At 44.0% G+C, this 21,279-nt stretch carries 28 protein-coding genes; 1 reads left to right on the top strand and 27 read right to left on the bottom strand.

What is annotated here, in order from left to right; genetic code table 11:
* Window positions 1-2: 2 nt before the first annotated feature.
* The 21 genes from E6W40_RS07265 to E6W40_RS07170 form a co-directional block, all read right to left on the bottom strand.
* Complete coding sequence (locus E6W40_RS07265) at window positions 3-4,529, bottom strand: glycosyl hydrolase family 8 (RefSeq protein ID WP_246072905.1); 4,527 nt, start codon at window positions 4,527-4,529, stop codon at window positions 3-5.
* 248 nt (window positions 4,530-4,777) lie between these two features.
* Window positions 4,778-5,299 carry a DUF6886 family protein gene (locus E6W40_RS07260; RefSeq protein ID WP_136604875.1) on the bottom strand — a complete coding sequence of 174 codons (522 nt, stop codon included), beginning with the start codon at window positions 5,297-5,299 and terminating at the stop codon, window positions 4,778-4,780.
* A gap of 144 nt (window positions 5,300-5,443) precedes the next feature.
* On the bottom strand, window positions 5,444-6,163 hold the full coding sequence (lepB, locus tag E6W40_RS07255) for a signal peptidase I (protein WP_136604874.1): 720 nt from the start codon (window positions 6,161-6,163) through the stop codon (window positions 5,444-5,446).
* A 62-nt stretch (window positions 6,164-6,225) separates the two neighbouring features.
* Complete coding sequence (locus tag E6W40_RS07250; RefSeq protein ID WP_136604873.1) at window positions 6,226-6,771, bottom strand: NUDIX hydrolase; 546 nt, start codon at window positions 6,769-6,771, stop codon at window positions 6,226-6,228.
* A 42-nt stretch (window positions 6,772-6,813) separates the two neighbouring features.
* Window positions 6,814-7,113: an antibiotic biosynthesis monooxygenase family protein gene (locus E6W40_RS07245; protein ID WP_136604872.1), complete on the bottom strand. Its 300-nt coding sequence runs from the start codon at window positions 7,111-7,113 to the stop codon at window positions 6,814-6,816.
* 67 nt (window positions 7,114-7,180) lie between these two features.
* Window positions 7,181-7,771, bottom strand: coding sequence for a GNAT family N-acetyltransferase (locus E6W40_RS07240; RefSeq protein WP_136604871.1), 591 nt, complete (start codon window positions 7,769-7,771; stop codon window positions 7,181-7,183).
* Between the two features lie 13 nt (window positions 7,772-7,784).
* Window positions 7,785-8,303 (bottom strand): GNAT family N-acetyltransferase, encoded by a 519-nt coding sequence (locus E6W40_RS07235; RefSeq protein ID WP_136604870.1) that lies wholly within the window; start codon window positions 8,301-8,303, stop codon window positions 7,785-7,787.
* Window positions 8,304-8,350: 47 nt separating this feature from the next.
* Window positions 8,351-8,746, bottom strand: coding sequence for a VOC family protein (locus E6W40_RS07230; RefSeq protein ID WP_136604869.1), 396 nt, complete (start codon window positions 8,744-8,746; stop codon window positions 8,351-8,353).
* 235 nt (window positions 8,747-8,981) lie between these two features.
* Window positions 8,982-9,881, bottom strand: coding sequence for a homoserine kinase (locus E6W40_RS07225; protein ID WP_246072904.1), 900 nt, complete (start codon window positions 9,879-9,881; stop codon window positions 8,982-8,984).
* Window positions 9,882-10,011: 130 nt separating this feature from the next.
* Complete coding sequence (locus tag E6W40_RS07220) at window positions 10,012-10,368, bottom strand: YrdB family protein (protein WP_281281441.1); 357 nt, start codon at window positions 10,366-10,368, stop codon at window positions 10,012-10,014.
* 5 nt (window positions 10,369-10,373) lie between these two features.
* Window positions 10,374-11,108 (bottom strand): class I SAM-dependent DNA methyltransferase, encoded by a 735-nt coding sequence (locus E6W40_RS07215; protein WP_136604867.1) that lies wholly within the window; start codon window positions 11,106-11,108, stop codon window positions 10,374-10,376.
* Between the two features lie 25 nt (window positions 11,109-11,133).
* Complete coding sequence (locus E6W40_RS07210) at window positions 11,134-11,586, bottom strand: VanZ family protein (RefSeq protein ID WP_136604866.1); 453 nt, start codon at window positions 11,584-11,586, stop codon at window positions 11,134-11,136.
* Window positions 11,587-11,599: 13 nt separating this feature from the next.
* Entirely contained in the window at window positions 11,600-12,592 is a 993-nt protein-coding gene (locus E6W40_RS07205; RefSeq protein ID WP_136604865.1) for a phosphotransferase enzyme family protein, read from the bottom strand.
* A 20-nt stretch (window positions 12,593-12,612) separates the two neighbouring features.
* On the bottom strand, window positions 12,613-12,870 hold the full coding sequence (locus tag E6W40_RS07200) for a DUF2164 domain-containing protein (RefSeq protein WP_136604864.1): 258 nt from the start codon (window positions 12,868-12,870) through the stop codon (window positions 12,613-12,615).
* Between the two features lie 70 nt (window positions 12,871-12,940).
* The gene (locus E6W40_RS07195) at window positions 12,941-13,462 is read right to left on the bottom strand and encodes a GrpB family protein (RefSeq protein WP_136604863.1); all 522 of its coding nucleotides are present in this window, start codon (window positions 13,460-13,462) and stop codon (window positions 12,941-12,943) included.
* Between the two features lie 45 nt (window positions 13,463-13,507).
* On the bottom strand, window positions 13,508-14,521 hold the full coding sequence (locus E6W40_RS07190; protein ID WP_136604862.1) for a serine hydrolase domain-containing protein: 1,014 nt from the start codon (window positions 14,519-14,521) through the stop codon (window positions 13,508-13,510).
* 47 nt (window positions 14,522-14,568) lie between these two features.
* Window positions 14,569-14,856: a hypothetical protein gene (locus E6W40_RS07185; RefSeq protein ID WP_136604861.1), complete on the bottom strand. Its 288-nt coding sequence runs from the start codon at window positions 14,854-14,856 to the stop codon at window positions 14,569-14,571.
* Between the two features lie 14 nt (window positions 14,857-14,870).
* On the bottom strand, window positions 14,871-15,017 hold the full coding sequence (locus tag E6W40_RS29400; protein WP_168928845.1) for a hypothetical protein: 147 nt from the start codon (window positions 15,015-15,017) through the stop codon (window positions 14,871-14,873).
* A 19-nt stretch (window positions 15,018-15,036) separates the two neighbouring features.
* A complete protein-coding gene (locus E6W40_RS07180; RefSeq protein ID WP_136604860.1) occupies window positions 15,037-15,570 on the bottom strand; it encodes a YfiT family bacillithiol transferase in 534 nt (177 codons plus the stop codon).
* A gap of 24 nt (window positions 15,571-15,594) precedes the next feature.
* Window positions 15,595-15,987, bottom strand: coding sequence for a zinc ribbon domain-containing protein (locus tag E6W40_RS07175; protein WP_136604859.1), 393 nt, complete (start codon window positions 15,985-15,987; stop codon window positions 15,595-15,597).
* Window positions 15,988-16,064: 77 nt separating this feature from the next.
* On the bottom strand, window positions 16,065-16,496 hold the full coding sequence (locus E6W40_RS07170; protein ID WP_246072902.1) for a GNAT family N-acetyltransferase: 432 nt from the start codon (window positions 16,494-16,496) through the stop codon (window positions 16,065-16,067).
* 129 nt (window positions 16,497-16,625) lie between these two features.
* Between E6W40_RS07170 and E6W40_RS07165 the strand changes: the two genes are divergently transcribed.
* Window positions 16,626-17,159, top strand: a complete 534-nt coding sequence (locus tag E6W40_RS07165) for an SMI1/KNR4 family protein (protein ID WP_136604857.1) — start codon at window positions 16,626-16,628, stop codon at window positions 17,157-17,159.
* A 91-nt stretch (window positions 17,160-17,250) separates the two neighbouring features.
* Here E6W40_RS07165 and E6W40_RS07160 read toward each other — a convergent pair whose 3' ends face one another.
* The 6 genes from E6W40_RS07160 to E6W40_RS07135 all read right to left on the bottom strand — a co-directional run bounded on the left by E6W40_RS07160 (window position 17,251) and on the right by E6W40_RS07135 (window position 21,213).
* Window positions 17,251-18,027 carry a Cof-type HAD-IIB family hydrolase gene (locus E6W40_RS07160; RefSeq protein WP_136604856.1) on the bottom strand — a complete coding sequence of 259 codons (777 nt, stop codon included), beginning with the start codon at window positions 18,025-18,027 and terminating at the stop codon, window positions 17,251-17,253.
* 26 nt (window positions 18,028-18,053) lie between these two features.
* Window positions 18,054-18,464, bottom strand: a complete 411-nt coding sequence (locus E6W40_RS07155) for a DUF6508 domain-containing protein (RefSeq protein ID WP_136604855.1) — start codon at window positions 18,462-18,464, stop codon at window positions 18,054-18,056.
* Between the two features lie 42 nt (window positions 18,465-18,506).
* Window positions 18,507-19,052 (bottom strand): GrpB family protein, encoded by a 546-nt coding sequence (locus tag E6W40_RS07150; protein ID WP_136604854.1) that lies wholly within the window; start codon window positions 19,050-19,052, stop codon window positions 18,507-18,509.
* Window positions 19,049-20,023 carry a helix-turn-helix transcriptional regulator gene (locus tag E6W40_RS07145; RefSeq protein ID WP_136604853.1) on the bottom strand — a complete coding sequence of 325 codons (975 nt, stop codon included), beginning with the start codon at window positions 20,021-20,023 and terminating at the stop codon, window positions 19,049-19,051. Before E6W40_RS07145 ends, E6W40_RS07150 begins: the two co-directional genes overlap by 4 nt.
* 191 nt (window positions 20,024-20,214) lie before the next feature.
* Window positions 20,215-20,691 carry an SRPBCC family protein gene (locus tag E6W40_RS07140; protein ID WP_136604852.1) on the bottom strand — a complete coding sequence of 159 codons (477 nt, stop codon included), beginning with the start codon at window positions 20,689-20,691 and terminating at the stop codon, window positions 20,215-20,217.
* Window positions 20,692-20,721: 30 nt separating this feature from the next.
* Complete coding sequence (locus E6W40_RS07135) at window positions 20,722-21,213, bottom strand: NUDIX hydrolase (protein WP_136604851.1); 492 nt, start codon at window positions 21,211-21,213, stop codon at window positions 20,722-20,724.
* Window positions 21,214-21,279: the final 66 nt, after the last annotated feature.

Here is a 21,279-nt window from a genome sequence, read left to right as displayed (position 1 = left end):
TTTTATTGCGTCGTACCATCCGCCTTAGCGCTTGTCTTCACGATTCTGATATTGCTCATCGGTGACAGATTGCCGGCCGCATCATAAGCAGCCACAAAATACTGATAGGATGTGTCTGGTGTCAAACCCGTATCTTTAAACTGGAGCTCCTTCGTTTCAGAAATAACGGAGTTATTCCGGTATACCTTGTAGCCTGCAACCCCCATGAGATCCGATGATGGCGTCCACTTCAACTGGATAGACGTACCGGATACAGCTTCAGATTTCTCTAATGTCGGTTGAACCGGAGCTTGTGTATCTGTAAGGGTAGGTGACCACCAATTACCGGACACGACAATCATGCTCAGCAGCCGAAGCGTATTACCGAAATATACATCTTCCTCTGTTGAAACAGCCGCATTATAATCCCATAAACGGTTTAGCCAGGATTGATTGGAGGAATCGAGCATCGCCCCAACCATCAATGGAGCAGTGAAGGACAGATCAGGATAATCCTCAAGCGGTGCAGAACCGTCAAGCTTATAGCCCGCAAGAATCTTCGAGGGATCATCCTTGGTTGTCTTACGAATCCAACCTGTCAGCGTGTTCAGCTGTTCTTTTGCCCGCTCATCTCCTGTAATTAAAGCATCCGTCCCGATCCGCCATGGTGTGCGGGATGAATTATAGCTGTAATCCCCATCGGTTTCTGCTTCTAGAAACTCTGGATCAGCAGGAGCATAGCTGCCGTTCTTCTTCACCACAAAATCAGGAAGCAAACCTGCTTTCGGACTGAACTTCGTGAAGAGGTCACGGCTTACCTCGTAGGTCTTGTCAATGACAAGCTCCCAATTTCGATCACCGGAAACTTGCATGAAATCCTTGAGATGCTGCAGCATAAAATCGGAGGGGCGCGTCGCACTGCCGTATTTTACATCGTTATCCTCTGCCCAATCAGCCAGCTTTAATGTCCACTCGGTATGATTAACATCATTTTTCATAATGGCTTGAATCACTTTTTTGGCTTCTGCCAAATAATTAATCTTACCGCTGCTTCCCCATTGACTGTCCGCCAACAGCAGGGCGTATGCGATATCCATGTCTCCGTCTGTCGCGGAATCCACCCCATCCACATCTACGATGGCCTTGCCAGTGTCACCCTGTTTCCAGGCCATGAGGTCCGGGTTGATGCTGCTAGGATGGGCTCTGAAATAGCGATATAGTCCGTCAAAATAAGATTTGGCCTGAGGATCTTGCCCCGCCATGTATGCCGTAATCAGCATCCCGTAGCCATGCGCTTCAGAGACGGTTGTTGCATCATAATCTACATTAAGAGCATCGTCATGCTCTTTTTCGAACCAGTCGCCATCGGCATACCACACGTAATACTGTGACGGGTCCGATGACTTCAGATGCGTATTCGACTTCAAATATTTTTTCTTCCATTCGTTATAGAGGCGGGTTACTGTCGCATCGATTTGAGTCTCACTCTGATGATTCGGTTTGATCGAACCAGCCGCGTAAGCCGTATGCTGCGGGAATGGCTTTACAGCGCCGCTGCCCAGAAATGACGCTTTTGTCTTTGCAGCGATTACAGCCGTAGAACGTGATTCTGATCCATTTTTGCCGAAAGCCTTGACCGTATATTGATATACGGTTTCCGGCTGTAACCCGATATCCTGGAAAGCTGTGCCTTCCGCTGTACCGGCCAAATGACCATCACGATATACATGGTAGCCTGCCGGTTGCAAACCGCTCGATGCGTTCCAGGACAAGTTGATTTGGAACGGAGTCATACTCTTGCCTTCCAGCTCTGATGGAGCAGATGGTGGTTCATTTCCTGAAGCAATTCTCAGTGTACCCACCTCTACTTTATCCGAATTATCTCTTGCACCGACAGCACGGATTACCAGATGATACTGAATTGCAGTGTCGAGATTGTCAATGGTAAGACTATATTGATCATTGCCCGATTGAACCGGTACATACTTGCTCCAGTATTTGCTGATCTTATCGTCCTTCTCATAAATACGGAAGCCTCTGACCCGTTCTACCTCGGATGAAGGTGCTTTCCATGTGACGATCGCTTTGCCGTCTTTCACCTCTACCTCGGCTTGCTGCACAGGTGCTGGTTTAGTGTCAGTCCGTTTAATACCGTAATGATCATATACGCCAAGTCCGTCTTTACTATAACCAGCTTTGCCTTCATCCGCGACTGCTGCTGTCATGGCATCAAACTTCAATACCTGATCCGAGATGGAGACATCGGTGAACATTTTCTTCTCAGGCTGCTCGTCAATGGCTGCAAAATAATCATCATACGGAACTGGCTTGCCGTCCGCACCGATGATCTCTTCAGGCTCACCATCGGCGCCGGCTTTATACTGGTTGTTCTTGTAATAGAACTTGTTGCCAAGTGCATTGGACATGAGATAGACCGTTCCTTTAGGATCTATAACGTTACCTTCCCCGTCCTTTTGCAAATCCTTGGGATCAACCACTTTATCCCCATACATCTGGAACGATCTCATATACATATGGTCATGCGCTTCGAATACCATATCGATGCCAAGCTCATCAAATACCGGAATCAAATTCTTTTTATAGAATTGTATACGCTGATCTTCCCATTGGGCCGAATTATCTCCAGCGGCATATGGCGACTTGTGGAATGTGACGAACTTCCACTTGGCATCGCTTTTTGCTACTGTATTACGCATCCAATCCACTTGATTCCAGAACTGCTCATGCTTGTCATCATCCCAATCTACTGAGCCGTCTTCCTTCAGCTTGCCGTCAAACTCCGAATTAAAGACCATATACAGCGCATCCCCATATTCAAAAGAATACACGGACCCGTCATGAGTCGCCTTTACCACGTTGCGCGGCAGGTTGAAATGATTATAGAAATTATTGTTGGGCGTCGTTTCATCTCCGTCCCAATCCGAGACCTCATGTCCGCCCAGCACCGGTACAAAAGGCACATTGAGCAGCTGATCTTGGGCTACGCCCAACAGCCACTGCCACTGCTCCTCTAAGTCACCGTTATCGACCAAATCTCCTGAATTAATGAGAAATTTGGGGCTGCCAATGTGATTGTTCGCTTTCTTAAACGTATCTGCCCAAGGCTCAAACTCTGCTTTATTGGAAGCCTGCGAGTCCGAGCCTACGATAAATCGATATGGCTGTGACTTTTCTGTATCGGTGGTAAAAGAGCCGACTGCGCTCCACTCCGTTCCATTGCCCACGCGGTATTTATATGTAGTTCCTGGTGTTAGCCGGTCCGCAGTCACCTTATGACTGTAAAATTTCGTTTTGCTGCCGGTAGTTCTGTCTTCCTTCGTCATGTAGGTTGAAATTTCTTCCGCGGAGCCGCTGTATTCTCTAGCAGCAGTAGCCGAAAATTCATTTCCCTGCATACGGGAAGCTTCGATCACCTGAATTTTTGTCTCGGTCTTGATGTCCGTATACCAGGCAAAAGCGAGACTTGTTTTCGGATCTCCGTTAAACGTCATATTGATCATCTTCGGCATCGTCGGGGAATCCTGCACAGTAAAGCTCCAGGTAAGATCACGTGCCAGCAGATTTCCGTCCTCACCTTTGATGGCTGACTTGCCGATGAAAACTTTATATTTCGTACTGTATATCAGGGGGTTATGCTGAATCTGCAGCAAATTTCCTTCGGTGATTTCAAATTTGAGACCAGGTGCTGGTTGCCCCTGTTCATCAGTTACACGGATGTCCTGCTCATCTGCTAGATTCACCTTTTTGCTGAACTTGATCTTCAGCGGATCAGCAGCTGATGCTTTTTCTGCCTGATCCAGGGGGGTGTGGGTCAAATCCAGCGTTGGATGTATAGGCTGTTTTCCTTTGATGGGCTCACCTGTTACCTGAATACTGCGGATACGGCTGGATCCCCCTCCTCCAATGCCGGATGGATTTTCGTCCGTATTGGTAGCCTTATTGGCACTCACTATCCAGCGGATGTACAGAAGCTCCTTATCATCTGCTAATGGCAGGGCGAGATTCTTCAATTTGCAAGACTGCTTAGGGCAGTCATAGCTCGATGCGGTATTCATTTTCACGTTACCGTTCGGCACATCCGTCCAATTGGAGAGATCCGTACTCGTCTGAATCTTGAATTCATTCGGACCGGACCCGGATGAGCTTTGCTCAGAGGAAAGCTTAATTTGACTGTAGCCAGCCGTTGATAGGGTTGCCAGCCAGTATTTCTGACCTTCCTCCGGATCCCAGCCTTGATAGCTCAGATCATGTGCTTCATCATCATAGTATTCAAAGGTACCGCCCACATTTTGCAGAACGGACGAGGATTGGTATTTCCCACTGGTAGCCATGTGAACCCCTTGCTCACCCTTGTCCTTAAACATCCATTCAGCCAGAACTGCAGCGCTTTTGCTTATGGCTCCACTCTGGAGATTCCCCGTTCCATTCGCGTATATGTTTCCTTGAAATGGCCAGGCAAGCAGAGCGAGAGCGGTTAACAATAAGGCCGTCTTGCTCCAGGCAGTTCTGCTTTTATTCCTAGTCCTCATTTTTTTACCCCTTCCCTTTTATAATTAAAGCGCTTTAACTTTTGGGATAGCAAAACACTTGCCGTTTAACGATAAGCAACACTCCCTTCCCATGGCAGGACAATCAGATATCCCGTTATTGATAATATAGCGTATATGCTCAGTCCAATTCTCGATATATTGGATTCAGTTACATCGCTTTTCTACCTTTATTGTTGTTATTTTTGCAGAGCAAAATAAAAGAAGCAGCAGTAGGCCACTTCTTCTCTTTAGTAATCAGGTGAAATAGCATGCTCAAATCTGTGAATGCCAAAATCCTTGACTGATGATTGTAGAATGGCTTCCCGTAACGGGTAAAGATCTGGCGTAAACCGAACATCAATGCCTAAATTCATTAAGCGCTGTAAAGAATCCCGAATCTCGGTTTTTTCGACAGGTTTTACCATTTCCCTGGAAATAAAATAACCGGCTGTCTCATCAAACAGCTCAAAGGTCTCCCGCGGAAGCTCATATCGGTACAATGTGGTTTCCATGATTCTGCTGTACCAGCCGGTTTCCAGTGTTATAACGCTGTTAGATGATGTATGTCCAAAAAATCGAATCTCGTCTTCCTCTGAGATCCCATCATGCCTCGTATACACAATCCGAGGACAGTTTCGCGGAACAAAAAACGTGAATTCATGCGCTTCATCTATCGCCCACACGACAGACGGCATTTCTGTCCGATTGGCTTTGATCCGAGGATGAAATATTTCGATATTTTCTTCCTCGCTAAAATGGTAAAGTTTCATGCGCCCTCCATTTTTGTTGTTCTAACTGTGAGTTCTATCTTGAAATGTAGTTGTCAGGAGACGGTCCACAGCCCAACGAAAAATATGTCATGTAACAATCATTCCCATCCGATAGATATCTGTATTATGAAAATTTCACCATATCTATCTATAAGAAGGATCCTCTTGGTATCCCAGAACCTTACCCTGAATCATCTTGGCCGGCAAGGAACCAAAGTGCCTGCTGTCAAAGCTTCTGAACCAATCATCCCCTATCACGAATACATCCCCGTCCGGAATCTTGATCGGCCCCAGCTGCTCTGAGTCCATAGTCCGAATCATGTTTTTGATGTTTTGTTTCATCTCGGCACTCAAGATTTCCCCCTTCTCTTTCAGGCTCTTTTTCAGTGCAGGGATATCCGATCCTATGCGATGAGCGTTTCCATAAAATGAACTCAGCTTGCGGTCATTAACGTAAATCTGTCCTGCTGTAATTTTGATCGTTTCTCCAGGCAAGGCCACGATCCGGGATATACTCATTTCTTCGAGATGAACATTTGAATATTTATCATGATCAAAGTCCGGATTTATAAAATAAACAATCTCACCTCGCTTGAGCGGATTGTCCTTGTAATATTCAGGATCTATGATCGTAGTTTGCGCCTCAAAATCATGATGACCCCGGTCCATATTGTCGTAATTATGATGATAAGCTAGATACCCCTTTTTCATGGCTATTTCATGTATATCTGGTTCAGTAACCTCATCTGTAAGCGGCTGAGTCTCTCCGGCTTTGCATCCTGTAAGCACTACAAACAGTGCAGCAATCCATATGAGTTTTATGAATCCAACCATGCTCAGCCTGTTCGGCGTTAGTCCCGCCATCGATCAACCTCTCCGATCCAGCGATGATTTGGGTCCGACTATTAGATCTCACCGTCATCCAATCAATTAACCAACTTAAAATCCCTGCAAATACGTTCTTCAAGCAGATTTGCATCCGTTATGTTTTCGATATCCGGCTCTATACGAACGGAATCATGCCGTACCAATTCCCCATTTTGGTAGGTGCAGGTATGATCGTAGCAATGTTCATCAAACAGGATTTTTTCAAGGCTCTTTGGAATGTTATATACAATACCGCGGTTATCCGGATGCAAAATCCATTCAAGCTCTTTCCAGTCCAAAATACCTTCGTCTGTCTGGATCGGAGTCGGATAATGAAATTCTTCAGGCAGCTCTGCCATGTAGGTATACATACCGCCTGTTTTTCTGGATTCGGTTAACCACGTAACCAAGCCTTTGAAATGCAGACGTTCAGGAACAATACCCGTCTCTTCCATTATTTCTCTTAACATGGACTCTCTCGGAGTCTCGCCCGGCTCCAGTTTTCCGCCCACACCGTTCCACATGCCCATCCAGCTTGACTTGTTGCGATTGAGAAGAAGGATCCGGTCACCCTTTTTTATAAAACAAATCGTAAATGCAATCATAAGGATCTACCTCTTGGTTTTATTTATGTTATTCCTTAGAAATCAGGCATTTTTATATAAGAGCTCATAATGCTCAACCGTCGGAAACGGATCATAATAATGATGCAGCAGTGCTTTCCATTCCTTGTATTCAGGCGATTCTCTAAAGCCTACCGTGTGATCTGTAAGCGTCTCCCATTTGACGAGCAGAATGTATTTATTGGCTTCCTCCATGCACTTGTGTAGTTCATGCTGAATGTAGCCTTTCATACTGGAGATGATCGCTGACGCCTGCGCAAAGCTCTTCTCAAAATTCTGTTCTTCTCCCGGTATTACTTGTAAAGTAGCCACTTCAAGCATCATTGAACACCTCGATCTGATTTTGTAGCGTAAATTACTCCATAAATGCCTGTGGATATGTTAGCTCGCTTTAGATATGGCCCAGTGCATCTTCATGCAGCTCATTAAAGTCACTATTCAGAATCGCATACATCTTCTGGTCGATAAATACACCCTTGATCTTCAGCTGGCGTCTTAATATCCCTTCAAAGGTCATACCTATTTTAAGCAAAACCCGTTCCGAAGCCAAATTATCCGCATTACAGCGTCCTTCAATCCGGTTAAGTCCTAATTCTTCAAATCCGTACCGGATCATTGGCAATGCAGCTTCTGACATGATGCCTTGCCCCCACCAGTCACAATGAAGCGCAAATCCGACCTCCGATAGTCTGTGCAGTGTATCAAAATAAATAAATCCGACACGCCCAATGAATGTACCGGTCGCCTTGTCGATGATCCCCCAGTGAAAAGCCTGACCCTGATCCATTTTTGCCTGGAGCCCGGATAAATAAGAAATGGAATCTTCAATGGTGATGTGAGCATTCCATATCGTATGTTTTGCCGCCAATGGATTGGATGCTAATGAGAAATATTCTTCAGCATCCTCCACGCTCAATTTCCGTAATAATAAGCGCGGCGTCTCCATTAAAGGAGTAGAATCAAATATCTCATTTATACGCATCAGACTTCATCCTTTAATGTTTTTTCATAACCAGACAGCGAGCTAATTGCCAGCGTTCATCGCATAACACGACGGAGGTCTCGATCTGACGTTCCGGTACGTTCCAATATTGACGCAGCAGTATTTCCTTCTCTTCCTTGGACACCAATCGGAACCCATTCTTCACATAAAATCGGATTGCCCACTCCGCTGATCCCCAGGTTCCTATGAGGACAGGCCTATCCGATTGCGAGATAAGATGATGAAGCAGCTTGGTTCCGATGCCACCGTTACGCTGCCGGGTCCTCACATACGCATGTCTGATTAAGGATACGTCACCTTTATCCTGGATTCCCATCACACCAACGATTTCGCCATCTTCTTCATATCCCCAAAATACAACGCCATCCTCCAATTCACTCATTAATTCTTCAGCTGGCATATATGGCTCATGATAGCGATCTTCCGGGATAATTCCTTTGTAAGCTTGCGATGCGTCATTGATAACCTCATAAATCACTTGTTGATCTTGGCGGCCGCATAAACGAATCATGGTCATTCTCCTCCAAATTGAGATTCAGCGAATAAAGGACTGTCTATTTAGAAAATAAGCTCGCAGTCATGATGCTCCCATACATCAAATAAATTACCATCCGGATCTTCCAGCACAAAAAACTTACCATATTTGCCTTCATCCGCTATATTTCCGACCTTTACATTCTCCGAATTCAGATCGCTATGCAGGGATTCAATATCATCCGTAAAGAATGTGATGACCCATCTCTTTCGGTTATTCACTTCAAAGGTTGCTCTTGAATCGTTGTCGCTTTGGATCAGGTCCAGTATCGGGCGATTCCCCCGGAACAAGCTTAAGTAGTCTTCTCTCTGATTGCGGATATTGAATCCGAAATGCCTCACATACCACGCTGCGGAACGCTCCATATCAGAAACCGGGATAACATTATATGCAATCCCTAGAATCCTGCCTTCTTTCATCACAAATACCTCCATTAGTAAAAAATTACTGAACCTCTCATTCTGCTGCTGATTAGATCTTTCTCCTTATTATCACTTCATAATTATACCTTCATTTCCAAATAAGAGGAATGATTTAACGGGATAAAGACTGTCAAAATATGCTTCATTATAAGAAAAAGAGCGGCAACGACCGCTCTTTTATTACTCAAATCCTGTTCACCATCAGACGATGAATGCCATTGTCCATGCTTTTTTAGGACTGAGTCACGCTGATGTCTTCTTGAAATATAGATAAGTTTCTAAAAAAGTGCAGCTTATCGTTGATATAATCATCGCCATAATCAATGCTGCCATGGATATGTGGATCTTTAAGGCATAAGCCAAAGAGCCATAATTGGCGAATTGCCACAAATACCGGCACTGCATGAAGATCATTTTCGCTTAGCACTCTGATGGATTGATAGCCTTTGATAAAACCACTCCACAGGAGCTCCAGCTGAGCAGGGTCATGTCCTAATCTTACTTCCCGGGCGAGCCTGAATTCAGCAATATCATAAGCGCGCCAGCCATAACCGCATAAATCAAAATCATAATGCGTCATCGACAAATCATCCATGTAGCTGACATTCGTATTGCCATGCAGATCCCCGTGACAGATGCCCCAATCCAAGGTATCCAGCTCAAGTTCACGAAGACTATTTTCAAGCCTTGCTGCAATTTGTTGGAGCTCCTGAAAATCATCCAAGCGGTGCTGCATATGCGGTTGAACGGCTTCCATCGTTTGATGTATCAAATAATCCAGGGTCAGCTCTTGTCTGCTGCTGGTCGTATGGAAAGAATCGCTTTTCAGATGAATCCCGGCAACAGCTTGACCAAACCGTTCACTGATTTCCTCCGTATCGATTCCTCTTTCAGTCCCCTCCGCAAAGGTAAAGAGTACAGCATAACGGATTCCTTCCGGAGCTTGAAGTTTTTGTATAAGATTGCCCTGCTGATCCGGAATCGGAAGCGATACGGAAATGCCGTTCTGGTCCAGATGATGAAGCAGCTCCATTTCAAAAGCAATCTCAGACTCGTTTCCCCTCCAGTCACCGCGGTATACTCTGAACACATATTTATTTTCCGGGGTCGTAACGAGATAAGTATCATTCATGCCTCTTAAGAGGTAGCTAGTACGAGTATTATTGTTCAGATGATATTGATTTTTCAAATAATCATTAATAGCTTGATCAGATAACGTAGAATACGATACCGGGAACAACATCTATGAACACATCCTTCATTTAAGTGTCGAAACCTTGCTGCTTCCATTTCAAAATGATAAAACGGTTGACGACGGCCAAGACCCCAAAAATCACGGCAAAGGTTACGAAGCCTGAACTGATGAAACACAGAACAGCCGCTGCGAACAAAATAGCTTCAATGAAAAGCACAACAAATAATGGAACGCGAACCGAGGCTTTGGGTGATATGAATAACCCCCACGCGACTGCTGCAAGGACTGGTAATCCGAGACCCAAAACAATCTGCATGAATACGCCCAATTGGACATGCAATCCCCAATAACATAAGGAAAACAACAAAATAAGCTCCAAAATAAATCTCAATAAAAGGTTTAATATTTTTAACGTATGGATCACCGTCTCTATATTTTCTGGGCGCTGAAAAACAAAAACAAAGGAATTCTCATGCGCCGCTCGTAAGTTTCGTTATGCTGGAAGTTCGCTTCATTGGGCTTGGATTCTCTAAGGCTTGTTATATTAAAGCCCGCATGTTGGAGCGCAGAATAGATATCCTCAATCGTTCTGTGGTATTTTACTGCTGTTCCACCAAGCCACTCCTGCTTACGAATTCCCGTATGGAAATATTGGTCGACGATCCAATCCTGCTTCATGCCTTCCTCTCTTGGAAGTCCATAGGAGGATGTCATCACGGGATGCTCAACGGAGAAAACAAATCTACCACCGTCCACCAGGGATCGATATACCTTTTTTAAAATCGCTTCGACATCCTCTATGTAATGCAGAACAAGCCTGGAAATGACCATATCAAAATGCGAATCCGGAAAATCCCAATCCTCAATTGCAGTATGTATAATCTCGGTTTTTGATCTACGCATTGTCTTCTTTGCTTCTTCTACCATATTCGCCGAGCCTTCAATTCCGGTATACGAAACAGCTCCTGCATCGAGAAGCTCATTACCGAATGAGGCATCCCCGCATCCCAAATCCAGAATTCTCAGTCCGGACACACTGCCAATCAACTGAAGTATAATCGGCTTTTCTATGGTATCGTTGGCATTTTCAGTCCAGTTTCTTCGATCCAGATACCTTTTGAAAATCAACCCGTCGTCATAAAATTCGGAACCTCTGTGCTCCACTCGATCTCCTCCAGTTCAGGCAATTTCACATGAAGTGACTTGATTTTCCCGTGAGAAATATCCGATACACAACATAACCCGCAGAAGCACCTATAACATTTAATATGACATCATCAATGTCTCCTGTTCCTACCTTGAGTACGGTCTGCATGATCTCCAGAATAATGATAGAGCCGGTAAACCAAACAAAAAACATGCTGTACCTTGTTAATTTTTTGAAGAGATAGGGTAACATCAATCCGAATGGAAGGAAAACCCCCACATTACCGGCTAAATTAACGATCGTCGTTCCAATGTTATGCTGATTCACGTTAAAGATATAACTGAAAATGGTATTGAACGGAACCAGATTATATCTGATTTCGGTGTGAGTGGTTCGGCCAAACCCCCGGAACATCCAATATAGCAAGCAGGCACTGTATCCGGTAAAAAAAATCCATACGAATACTTTAATGATTTTGTGGTTGTTTCGATTCAAAGGCTATCACCTGCTACAACAGATTTTGAACGATCGATGTCCCTGCTTCCAGCCTATTACGGCTTTCTTGTATGTATTTCTGCGTCCAATCATTGAGGCTCGAAAAATCAAAACTCCGATACATTCCCACGTAAACGATAATTTCGCGCAGTCTCAGAAATAACTCCATATGCTTTAATGAATCTGCGTGAATCGAATGTTGCCTCTCGTATCCTTTCAAAAAATGCTTCATGAACCTCCGCGCTTGATCATGTCGCTCTTCTAATGAATCATCCAAAACAACATACACCATATAAAAAAGCTGAATGGCTATATCCTCCACAAACCAGCTGTATTGGCATTCGTCAAAATCAAAAAGGGTGATTCGATCACCATCGACAAGGAAATTTCCGATATTAATATCTCCATGGATGAGTCCGTAGCTGTCCGTTTTCGGCAGTCCGTGGATTTGCGTCTTTAATTGTTCCATGTTCGTAAATACTTGCCGCTGCGATGCTGGTATGAAGTGTTTCACATGGTTTAAATAGTAATTTCCTGTCCAATCATGGCGCTTCACTGAATGGATTGCCGGTACATAGCTTTTGGATAAGGCGTGAATTTGTCCCGTGATCTCCCCGCATTTTTCAGATAGTGAGTCATTGTTCATACAATCAGGATAGTTAATTTTTGTGCCAGACGCTTTTTCGAAAGATGTAACCATGACATAGGAATCATCCAAATGTATCACTTCAAGCGGGTTATCATGCCTTGATGTAACCGGTTTGCTGACAGACACCCCATGGCGATGGAGATCATGCACCCAATCAAGTTCGGCTTTCACTGAATCAATATCCCGGTGGGAGCTATGCGTAATCCTTAAAATATAGGTTTTTCCATTGTTAACATACTCATATATAAAATTCTGAAATCCGCCAATATATTTCAGATCCTGCAAAACAACGCCAAAGGAGAGCGCAGCCTCCTCGAGCAGATGATCATTCATCTGCTGTATTAATTCCTTCTCCATCGATCCAACTCCTGTCAGGCCTATCTTCTCAAGTTTTGAATGGGCTTCTCTAGGGTGTACAACTCATCATCGATTTGAGCCATTTTTTCGGTAATCAATGCTCTAGTATCTTCGATCGCCTGGTTATAAATATAGGGTCCGAGCTCGCCGATCATAAAATCGATTAATTGCTCCGCTCCCAGTTGTCCGATGCTTTCAGAACGTTCCTCTTCAAAATAAGCCTGGACACTTTGGGCCAGCTCTGTTTTTTGTTCTTTAGGCAATTTGATAGACATCATAAAATAAAACCCTCCTTATAAGTTAAGCATTTGTTTTTCCAATTTACGGGCAATTTCATAGGGCTGTTTCTTAATTACCCATACTGTATTTTTTAGCCTGTCTCAATACACTTTGCACGAATTCCGCCTTCTCGTCGGAGTAAGCCAGTAATGTAGTTATTCCCTTTTGAATGGACTCACGTTTATGCATCGAATATTGTTCTGCCACCTGAGGATGGGTTCTTAGGTAATCTCGAATTTGAATATTGTTGATCCACTGTTCCCCTTGAAAGATTACGACAGCCAAATTGAAGGAGTGTTCCGCGCGTTTACGAAAATACAGCCGCCCTTCTACACCCGCTTCGCCAAAACTATCATAGTTACGCTGCTGCAGCTGGTGGAGTATCGATTCATCCAGTTCAAGTGAAGAAACGCCAATTAGTATATCAATGATCGGTTTGGCAACCATGCCTCTGACCGAGGTGCTGCCGAAATGTTCGATTTCAACGGTATCAGAACCGAAGATATTCAGAAGTGTAGACTTTTCATTATTGAATACATCCGCCCACTGGTCGTCATAGGGGACCACCGTGATCGATTCGTCAATTTCCAAAGATCTCACCACCAAATAAATGCTCGATTTATCAATATCATTTCACTAATCCGCGCAAATATCTAATACCGCTTCATGCAGAATAGGCCGCAAATCCTTCAGCACATTATCCCTGCCTAAATGGACCGCATTCGTCAGGAACACGACAGTCACTTCATCTGCTGGATTAATCCAGATACTCGTACCGGTATAACCTGTATGTCCAAAGCTGCCCTTCGGCCAATGAGGGCCACATGAAAGCACTCCTTCAGGACTTTCCTGTACCTGCCAGCCAATACCGCGTCCATGAAAAACGGATTGGGTGCAGGCATCCACCGAAGCTCTGGTCCATAATGAGTACTGCTCAGGATAAAGCCAAGATTTTGCATATTTCGATATATCCTCGGCTGTTGCAAATAATCCCGCACTTCCTGCCACTCCTCCAAGTCGGTAACATGTTTCATCATGTACTTCACCAATAAGATACTTATTGCCATCCCACTCCGTCGGAGCTATCCGTTCACGTAGGTTTGCAGGCGGATTAAAATAACTATCTGTCATTCCAAGCGGCATAAATATCGCTTCCCGAGCAAATTCATCCAAAGGCTTTTTCGTCAACCGGGAAATAATCCAGCCGATAAGAACCAATCCCAAGTCACTGTACTGCACACGTTCACCGGGACTGAATTCCAGCTCCTGAGCCATAATCAGCTGCTTAATATCGCTTTTACTGTAACGTTCTCTGAAATCCGGAAGTACGGAAGGCAGACCTGATACATGTCTTAGACAATGCTCAATCGTAACTTCGGCATGGCGAAACTCAGGGATATGCTTCTGAACCGGATCCTGCAGCGACAGTTTGGATGACTGGACCAGCATCATGATTGCCGGCAGCGCCACTACAACTTTGGTCAGCGAGGCTGCATCGAAGATCGTGTCCAGCGACACTGTTCCATATGCCGCTTGCCATTTCATTTTATTTTTCACCTGGATATCCACGACAGCCCCGGGTATTTTCTTTTCTGCAACCCAGCCCTCTATCAATTGATGAATCGTATCTATTCCCTTCAAAATAGTCACCGCTCTCTCTCAGATTGTAGGTATTCCTTATGCCAGCTCAGACAACCTTAATCTTTTTTCACCATACCCATCAGACTAACCAGCATCCCCAGCAGAATCGTAATAAAACTCAGGATCGGCATCTGAAATTTAAAATCCAGAATAACATTGAACATGAATCCAAGCAGGATGAGCTCCGCACCAAAAAACATCATCTTCTTGCCGGATATCCGGTTGCGATAAACAAATAAAATAATGATACCGATTACAATAACAAGTATAAGCAACAAGCTAATGATTTTAAATCCCAATTCGTTTAATTGAAACAGCTGATAAAAGGAATCTTTGTACTCCATGAGTTCCCTCCTCTTTATTTCACTTTCGAATATTCCCTCTTCGAAATCAACTTGGGCCCACCTGGTAAAGTCCAACGCTCATTGTCCTTGTTCTTCACCATCAGAACTTTAGTTTTAGCTTCATTGGTTATTAAGGAATAAACGACATCTATACGGTGCATCTTGAATCCTCCCTAGTAATTAAAGCATATGCCCGTTATCAGACCTCATGAATGCCTGGATCTGGGCTATATGATGCCGACTATGCCATATGAATCGCTGGAGTGCTGTTTCTAACGTGATTTGTCCCAGCACCTGAGTGCTGAGCTTCTTCTTAAAATCATCCGGATCTAAACTTTTCAGTAGAATCACAAAGCGCTGATGCAGTGCTTCCATGAACAAAAGAGAACTCTCGACAGGTAAATCCCGGTAATCACCCAATTCAGCCCAGAGATCTTCCCGGTAAGAACCCGCCATCGGGCCATCCTCCGTTAATGCCTTCTTGAACCTTATGTATTCATTCATATCATTATCAGCCATATGATGGATCACTTGTTTAATCGTCCATCCTCCCTGACGATACGGGATATTCTGCTGCTCCGGTGGAAGTGAAGAGATCATTTCTCGTAAAAGCTTCGTGATCTCAGGAATCTGATGAATCAAGCCGCCCAGAGCTTCAGCAGAAGGATGAAGTTCTGGTTCAAACGGACCTATGGGAAAACGGTTTTCGTTCACGAAAAGGCATCTCCTTTTTATAACCTATCGTCCAAACAAAATATCCATCACTGTGCTGAGTTTCCCGGACTTGTATCCACGCAGTACATCGGGATTATATATTTCCACAAATCCGCAATGCGTGCATGATACGAACAGAAAATGATGATAATTGATATCCATAATTTTGCTGATTCCCGTGCCGCTCATTGCCACTTCATCCGTGATACACTCGTCATGCCCGCATTTGGAACACTTGAACTCATTCATAATCACCGTTTCAATATCCAAATCAGCTGTATCTGCTTCTACATTCCCAATAGCATTTGTTTCTCCATTGGAACCCATGAGATGTTCCGGTAATACTTCAGTTTTGCATTCTGGACATACCTGATCCACCAGTTCAACCTCTTGTCCGCACCAAGGACATAGAATCATTGGATTTCCCCCTTTGTTACCATTCATATGCCTCGGCCGCAGCAATCCACATCACACATTACTCTCTTCCTGTGGGTCTATAAATGCTTTCGGAAGCCCTCGGCCTGTTCGTCCCTGTACCCCAGCTTCTCATAGAAAATATGAGCCTCCTTGCGCTTCTCGCCAGACACAAAAATAATATAGGCACAGCCCTTATCTCTTGCAATCTGTTCGATTTCAGCCATCAGCTTCTTCCCGATGCCTTGCCTGCGGATTCGATCGGACACGATTACATTTTCAATCACCATGAATGGTCTGCACGTACCGACGAAATCAAGGCAAATAATACCCATCAGTGAACCGGCTAACTCTCCTTCATGAAAAGCGCCTAAGATATGATAATTGCCGCTGGCTTCAGCAGACTTGAATACTTCTTTCATGCGCTCCTCGTTGGTCGGTATTCCCATCAACTCTTCATATAAATGGCTCAATGCCAAAAGATCATCTTCTGTAATTGGTTTAACGGTCATTATGGATCTCCTGCTTTCTTGATGAATTCACTTCCATAATGCAAGTGTACCTGGATTGCTGGCAAGAAGCCATAATGCATAAATGAAGAATTTTCGGTATGATAGGTTTAAAGGAAGCGAGGTCACCATATGAACAACCAAGCTGAGCTGCTATGGCAGCAGATTTTTGAAAAGGGTACTTCACATACAGCGGATTTTAAAGATGCTCTTAACCTGCTGCCGGGAGCTGAGGATGAAGAAATTGCGTCCCTTGAGGTCAAGTTAGGGTTGACGCTGCCCGAAGAAATGAAAAGCTTCTACAAGGTACATAACGGACAGAATTGGTCTGCTGGTTCACATAGCTTCGTTCGAAATCTGACACTGACGCCGATTGCTGCAGTGATGGACAACTGGGCTTTTTTACAGGAAGAATTCGATCCGGATGATATGGAAAAGGATATCGAATCTGGAATTAAGCCGATGCTCTGGAACGCCAAGTGGATTCCGATTGCGGAAAACGGTGCAGGTGACTATCTCTGTCTGGATACAGATCCCACGGAGGAAGGCAATTACGGACAGGTGTTATATTTTTGGCATGACTGGGGTAACCGTTCTGTTGAGGCCAGAAATCTCTTTGATTTTATTGAACGCTGCCTGCAAGAAGAAGATGAGAAAGAGGATTAAACCGACGGTGATGTAATCACCGTTTTTTCATCTTGATCTATAAACGGCGGGAATGAACCTCAGTCATTGGATCTAACCCATTGGGTTGGCATTAAATAATGCCGAACTTTTTTAGCGCATAGGAAATTCCGTCTTCACTGGCTTTTTTGGTTACAAAATCTGCTTTCTCTTTAAGCTCTTGCTCCCCGTTTCCCATGGCAATTCCAAGTCCCACGTATTCCAGCATATCGATGTCATTTCCTCCGTCACCAAAGGCAACCGCTTCTGAACTGCTAAAATTGAAATGCTCCAGCACCTTTTTTATCGCAGATGACTTGGTGGCCTCGAATTCTTCATACACGTTCATCACATAGTTATGCCAGCGTTTGAATTTCAGTGTTGGGAATTTGTCTACAAATTTCTGTGCTTCGCTGTCATCGGCATATAAACACATTCCGTAAATCTCTTCTGTGACCGAAACCATCTTTTCCGGAAAATCGATAATCGACAATGTCTCTTTCAAGGTATGGATCACCCGCTGATTATCATGTCCTATGCCGTTCATCATGTATTGCTCCGTAAAATAGGAGAGGCTGTGTCCGTTGAGCTCCGCAAAAGCTGAGACCCCCTGTACCGTTTCCTCTGTAATGACCGACTTATGAATCGTTTGGTCATTCCATTTCACCAATGCCCCGTTGGCAGATATAAAGGTATCAAAACCCATCGATTTAAAATCTTGGCACAGACTATAAGGTCTTCCTGTCGCAATAACGACTTTTATTCCTTGCTCCATCAACTGAATAATGGCTTGTTGGGTGCTAAGCGGCATACTTCTGTCCGTTTCACTTAGCAGGGTTCCGTCTACATCAAAAAACACAATTTTATACATTGCTGTGCAAGCCACCTTTGTCATTACTATTCAACCTCTTCGGTTCCTCCGTAAGCGAATTGCTGAAGCCTTGTTAAAACTTGAGCAATCTTGCCATTTTTCGCGACAGCAATAAATAATCCTTCCATAAACCGATCACCTCGTACATAGCTGGTTACGAGCTTTCGCAAGGTCTCCATATCAGCATTCATGAGTTGTTCCTCTAAATCGCCGTCTATATTCTTATAGATCTCATGTTCGCGGAGCCATGCCCCCCAATCGAATACGATTAAGAAACCCGTATCATACAGCTCCTTACGGAATGCAAGCATGGTCTCCGATTCACATGTGTAGCCATTCACTTCCCTGTAAAAGGTGTCGGCAGGCCCCTCGAAAAAATCAAGATATTGGATTAATCTATGGATTTCGGTTTTAGTTATGATTGCTTCGTTTGGCAAAATGGTTCCTCCTCACCTGATCCCTTAAACTGTCTGTAGACGCTACATATCCGACCTACCTGGTCTCCATCCGATATCTTGGCTCCACTGACTTGCCCTTCTCATGATCTCCCATATGTATGGCTCTTTTTCTTCGACATACCGATGCCGATCCTGTTGATACATTCTCATGAGAGTATATTTGATTTCGGCATATTTTTGCGCGTCCTCTGCATGACTCCGTAAGTAATCCCTAAACAATAAGGCAAATTGTTCAGAGAAACTTCCAGCTTCTCTAATATGAATGTGGGTTCTTCGCATCCCGCTTCCTTCTCTAAAATACCTCTTAGTTCTTTCCGTGTTATCTGCTCTGAACATGTATCCCAAGCCTTCCATTTGTGTTTGGTAGACGTCTACCGGCTCTAATGCCCGGACAGATATTTGGATATCAATGATCGGCTTTGCATCCAGCCCAACTACCTCTGTGGATCCGATGTGATCTATTCGTAGTGCAATGTCTTGAAGTGCATTTCGGATTCTATATGCGATGTTATAAAACTCAATCGCCCAGTCAGGATTGTAGGGTGCAACAATGATCTCATGATTCATGGGATGTCCTTTCTTCGGATCATGGTCTGTTGATCATATTTGGACATGAGCTCGGACAGAACTTCTTGGATGCAGCTCAGAAGCTCTGGAGGATTCTCCACTGTAACTTTCAAGCCAAAACCAATAAAGAATTTTGCGAAGAACGGAATGTCGCTCTTTAAAATATCTCCTTCCAGCCAGCCCGTACCATCCTCACGAGTCTGAAGCTTAAGCACAGGCCATGGCTCAGCCTCATACGTCAGAACACCGTCTTTAGTCAGTTCCGCGAATAGATGGACATACTCCTGATCCACTTGGCGGATCAATTCTCTATTTTCAAGGTGGATATGCCGAAGATCCATCGGTTCCTTTTCTGATAGGTCAACAGAATGTATTCGGTCGCAACGAAACACACGGATTTCATGATTTCGATAAGAATAAGCAGGACAGTACCACAAACCATTCCTTGTATAAATTCCAATGGGCTGTATCTCCCTGCTCGTTTGGCTGTCTTTTGATTCATAATCAACGGTCAGGACTTTTTGCTGAATAGCAGCGTCGAGCAATATGGATAAATGCGGTGCGGTGATCTGCCTTTCCGGCGTCACAAAATCAACACGGTTTTTCATTTGATCAATACGATCCCGGATGTCGCCGGACATGTAGTTATAAAACTTGCTTAATGCCGCAGATGATTCCGTCTCAAAAGGAAGGGAAGCATAGTGACGTAAGGCATGGATCGCAAAAAATATCGAAACAGCTTCTTCCTCGGTGAACGCTATAGGTGGCAGGGTTCTCTCCCTCAACACTTGGTAACCCCCATGAGGCCCTACTTCCGAATATAAAGGAACACCCAATTCACTTAATTCCTGCAAATCCCTGAGTATCGTTCGTGATGAAACCCCATACTCTTGTGCGAGCTCCTTCACTGTAAACTTACGTTTCCGATTAACGGTCATCATTAGTTCCATAAGTCTTTTGGATTTAGACATCGTTTTTTACTCCGTTATCCATGATTATGACAATACTTGTCACTATTATCATTTAAAATGAATTTCAAGTCCAGTCTGAGCGCATTACATGAAGGGAATGAAAATGTATTCCCGGTAATATATAAAAACCAGATTGCAATCGAGTTAACTCTTACTAACTTACTAGGAGGTAATAACCTTATGCTACATGCTTAAAGCCATTGATTACCTGAGCTTGTTGATTCAGCCACCAGCTTTAATTGATTGTTTCGGTGCTCCAGAAAACGCTGCATGTATCTCTTTAATATTAATCTCTCCGTGATCCAGCCTATCATTCCAAATGGAGCTTCAAAAATCAACTTATCCTTCATTAATGTCTTCTGGTTAACGTCTTCAAAGGTATGCTCATGTCTTAAACTCTTAAATGCACCCTTCATCATTACATCCACGAAATAATAAGGTCTCTTATAATGAGCGACTCTTGATGTTAGCTTTTGTCTAATCAGAAAATGGGTAGCTTGGAAGGTTACAACTCCTTCTTCACCAATCATGCCTTCTGTCGTTCCTCCGATTGCCTTTTCCCTTGTATGTTTCCACACCGTTTGGGTGTGTACTGTGATATCCCTTGCTAGATCAAAACAAGCATCTATAGGTATATCAATGAGAATTTCAGTTTCAACGATGATCAAGCGGGACACCTCATTATGTCTGTGATTTCATTACTTTTCAGAAATAGTCTTATGCATATTCACTTCAAACTGTGGCTTGGTGACATAATCCATGTACTGGATCTGCCCATCAAAATCCAAATACACTTGATATCGGGTACGAATGGCAGGTGCAGTCACCATATCAAGCACTTTTCCTTTATCCATCCAGCAGCTTTCCGATGTTTCCTCTGAAGTACATAATTCTCCGCCCACTGGCTTACATACAAAATCCAGCATCAATTTCGTAGGCACATCGGTAATACCATCATGCCATTTATATACGCCCGTGTTTGAATAAACCCCGATCATGTGGGATACTATGGCAATAATTCCGCTTTCCTCCTCTATTTCTCTACATAATGCATCCATTAAATTTTCACCGACTTCCACTTGTCCACCGGGAAATACCCATCCGCCATGCTGTGTCTTTACTAAAAGAATTTGGCCTTGTTCGTTTTCAACGATTCCACCTACGGCTACGATATGTGTCGGCATTGTCATCCTTATTCCCCCTAGTCAACTTTTGTTTCTTCACTCTAGCTTCCAGAATCGGATATTTCAAGGATT

The organism is Paenibacillus dokdonensis (genome assembly GCF_004916975.1).
GTDB lineage: Bacteria > Bacillota > Bacilli > Paenibacillales > Paenibacillaceae > Paenibacillus_AQ > Paenibacillus_AQ dokdonensis.
This window is presented reverse-complemented; position numbering and strand designations above follow the sequence as displayed.

Coding starts and splice junctions, on each gene's coding strand:
- E6W40_RS07265 (WP_246072905.1), bottom strand. CDS start 4,529: ATGAGGACTAGGAATAAAAGCAGAACTGCCTGGAGCAAGACGGCCTTA.
- E6W40_RS07260 (WP_136604875.1), bottom strand. CDS start 5,299: ATGAAACTTTACCATTTTAGCGAGGAAGAAAATATCGAAATATTTCAT.
- lepB (WP_136604874.1), bottom strand. CDS start 6,163: ATGGCGGGACTAACGCCGAACAGGCTGAGCATGGTTGGATTCATAAAA.
- E6W40_RS07250 (WP_136604873.1), bottom strand. CDS start 6,771: ATGATTGCATTTACGATTTGTTTTATAAAAAAGGGTGACCGGATCCTT.
- E6W40_RS07245 (WP_136604872.1), bottom strand. CDS start 7,113: ATGATGCTTGAAGTGGCTACTTTACAAGTAATACCGGGAGAAGAACAG.
- E6W40_RS07240 (WP_136604871.1), bottom strand. CDS start 7,771: ATGCGTATAAATGAGATATTTGATTCTACTCCTTTAATGGAGACGCCG.
- E6W40_RS07235 (WP_136604870.1), bottom strand. CDS start 8,303: ATGATTCGTTTATGCGGCCGCCAAGATCAACAAGTGATTTATGAGGTT.
- E6W40_RS07230 (WP_136604869.1), bottom strand. CDS start 8,746: ATGAAAGAAGGCAGGATTCTAGGGATTGCATATAATGTTATCCCGGTT.
- E6W40_RS07225 (WP_246072904.1), bottom strand. CDS start 9,881: ATGAATGATACTTATCTCGTTACGACCCCGGAAAATAAATATGTGTTC.
- E6W40_RS07205 (WP_136604865.1), bottom strand. CDS start 12,592: ATGGAGAAGGAATTAATACAGCAGATGAATGATCATCTGCTCGAGGAG.
- E6W40_RS07200 (WP_136604864.1), bottom strand. CDS start 12,870: ATGATGTCTATCAAATTGCCTAAAGAACAAAAAACAGAGCTGGCCCAA.
- E6W40_RS07185 (WP_136604861.1), bottom strand. CDS start 14,856: ATGGAGTACAAAGATTCCTTTTATCAGCTGTTTCAATTAAACGAATTG.
- E6W40_RS29400 (WP_168928845.1), bottom strand. CDS start 15,017: ATGCACCGTATAGATGTCGTTTATTCCTTAATAACCAATGAAGCTAAA.
- E6W40_RS07175 (WP_136604859.1), bottom strand. CDS start 15,987: ATGATTCTATGTCCTTGGTGCGGACAAGAGGTTGAACTGGTGGATCAG.
- E6W40_RS07170 (WP_246072902.1), bottom strand. CDS start 16,496: ATGACCGTTAAACCAATTACAGAAGATGATCTTTTGGCATTGAGCCAT.
- E6W40_RS07165 (WP_136604857.1), top strand. CDS start 16,626: ATGAACAACCAAGCTGAGCTGCTATGGCAGCAGATTTTTGAAAAGGGT.
- E6W40_RS07160 (WP_136604856.1), bottom strand. CDS start 18,027: ATGTATAAAATTGTGTTTTTTGATGTAGACGGAACCCTGCTAAGTGAA.
- E6W40_RS07150 (WP_136604854.1), bottom strand. CDS start 19,052: ATGAATCATGAGATCATTGTTGCACCCTACAATCCTGACTGGGCGATT.
- E6W40_RS07145 (WP_136604853.1), bottom strand. CDS start 20,023: ATGTCTAAATCCAAAAGACTTATGGAACTAATGATGACCGTTAATCGG.
- E6W40_RS07135 (WP_136604851.1), bottom strand. CDS start 21,213: ATGACAATGCCGACACATATCGTAGCCGTAGGTGGAATCGTTGAAAAC.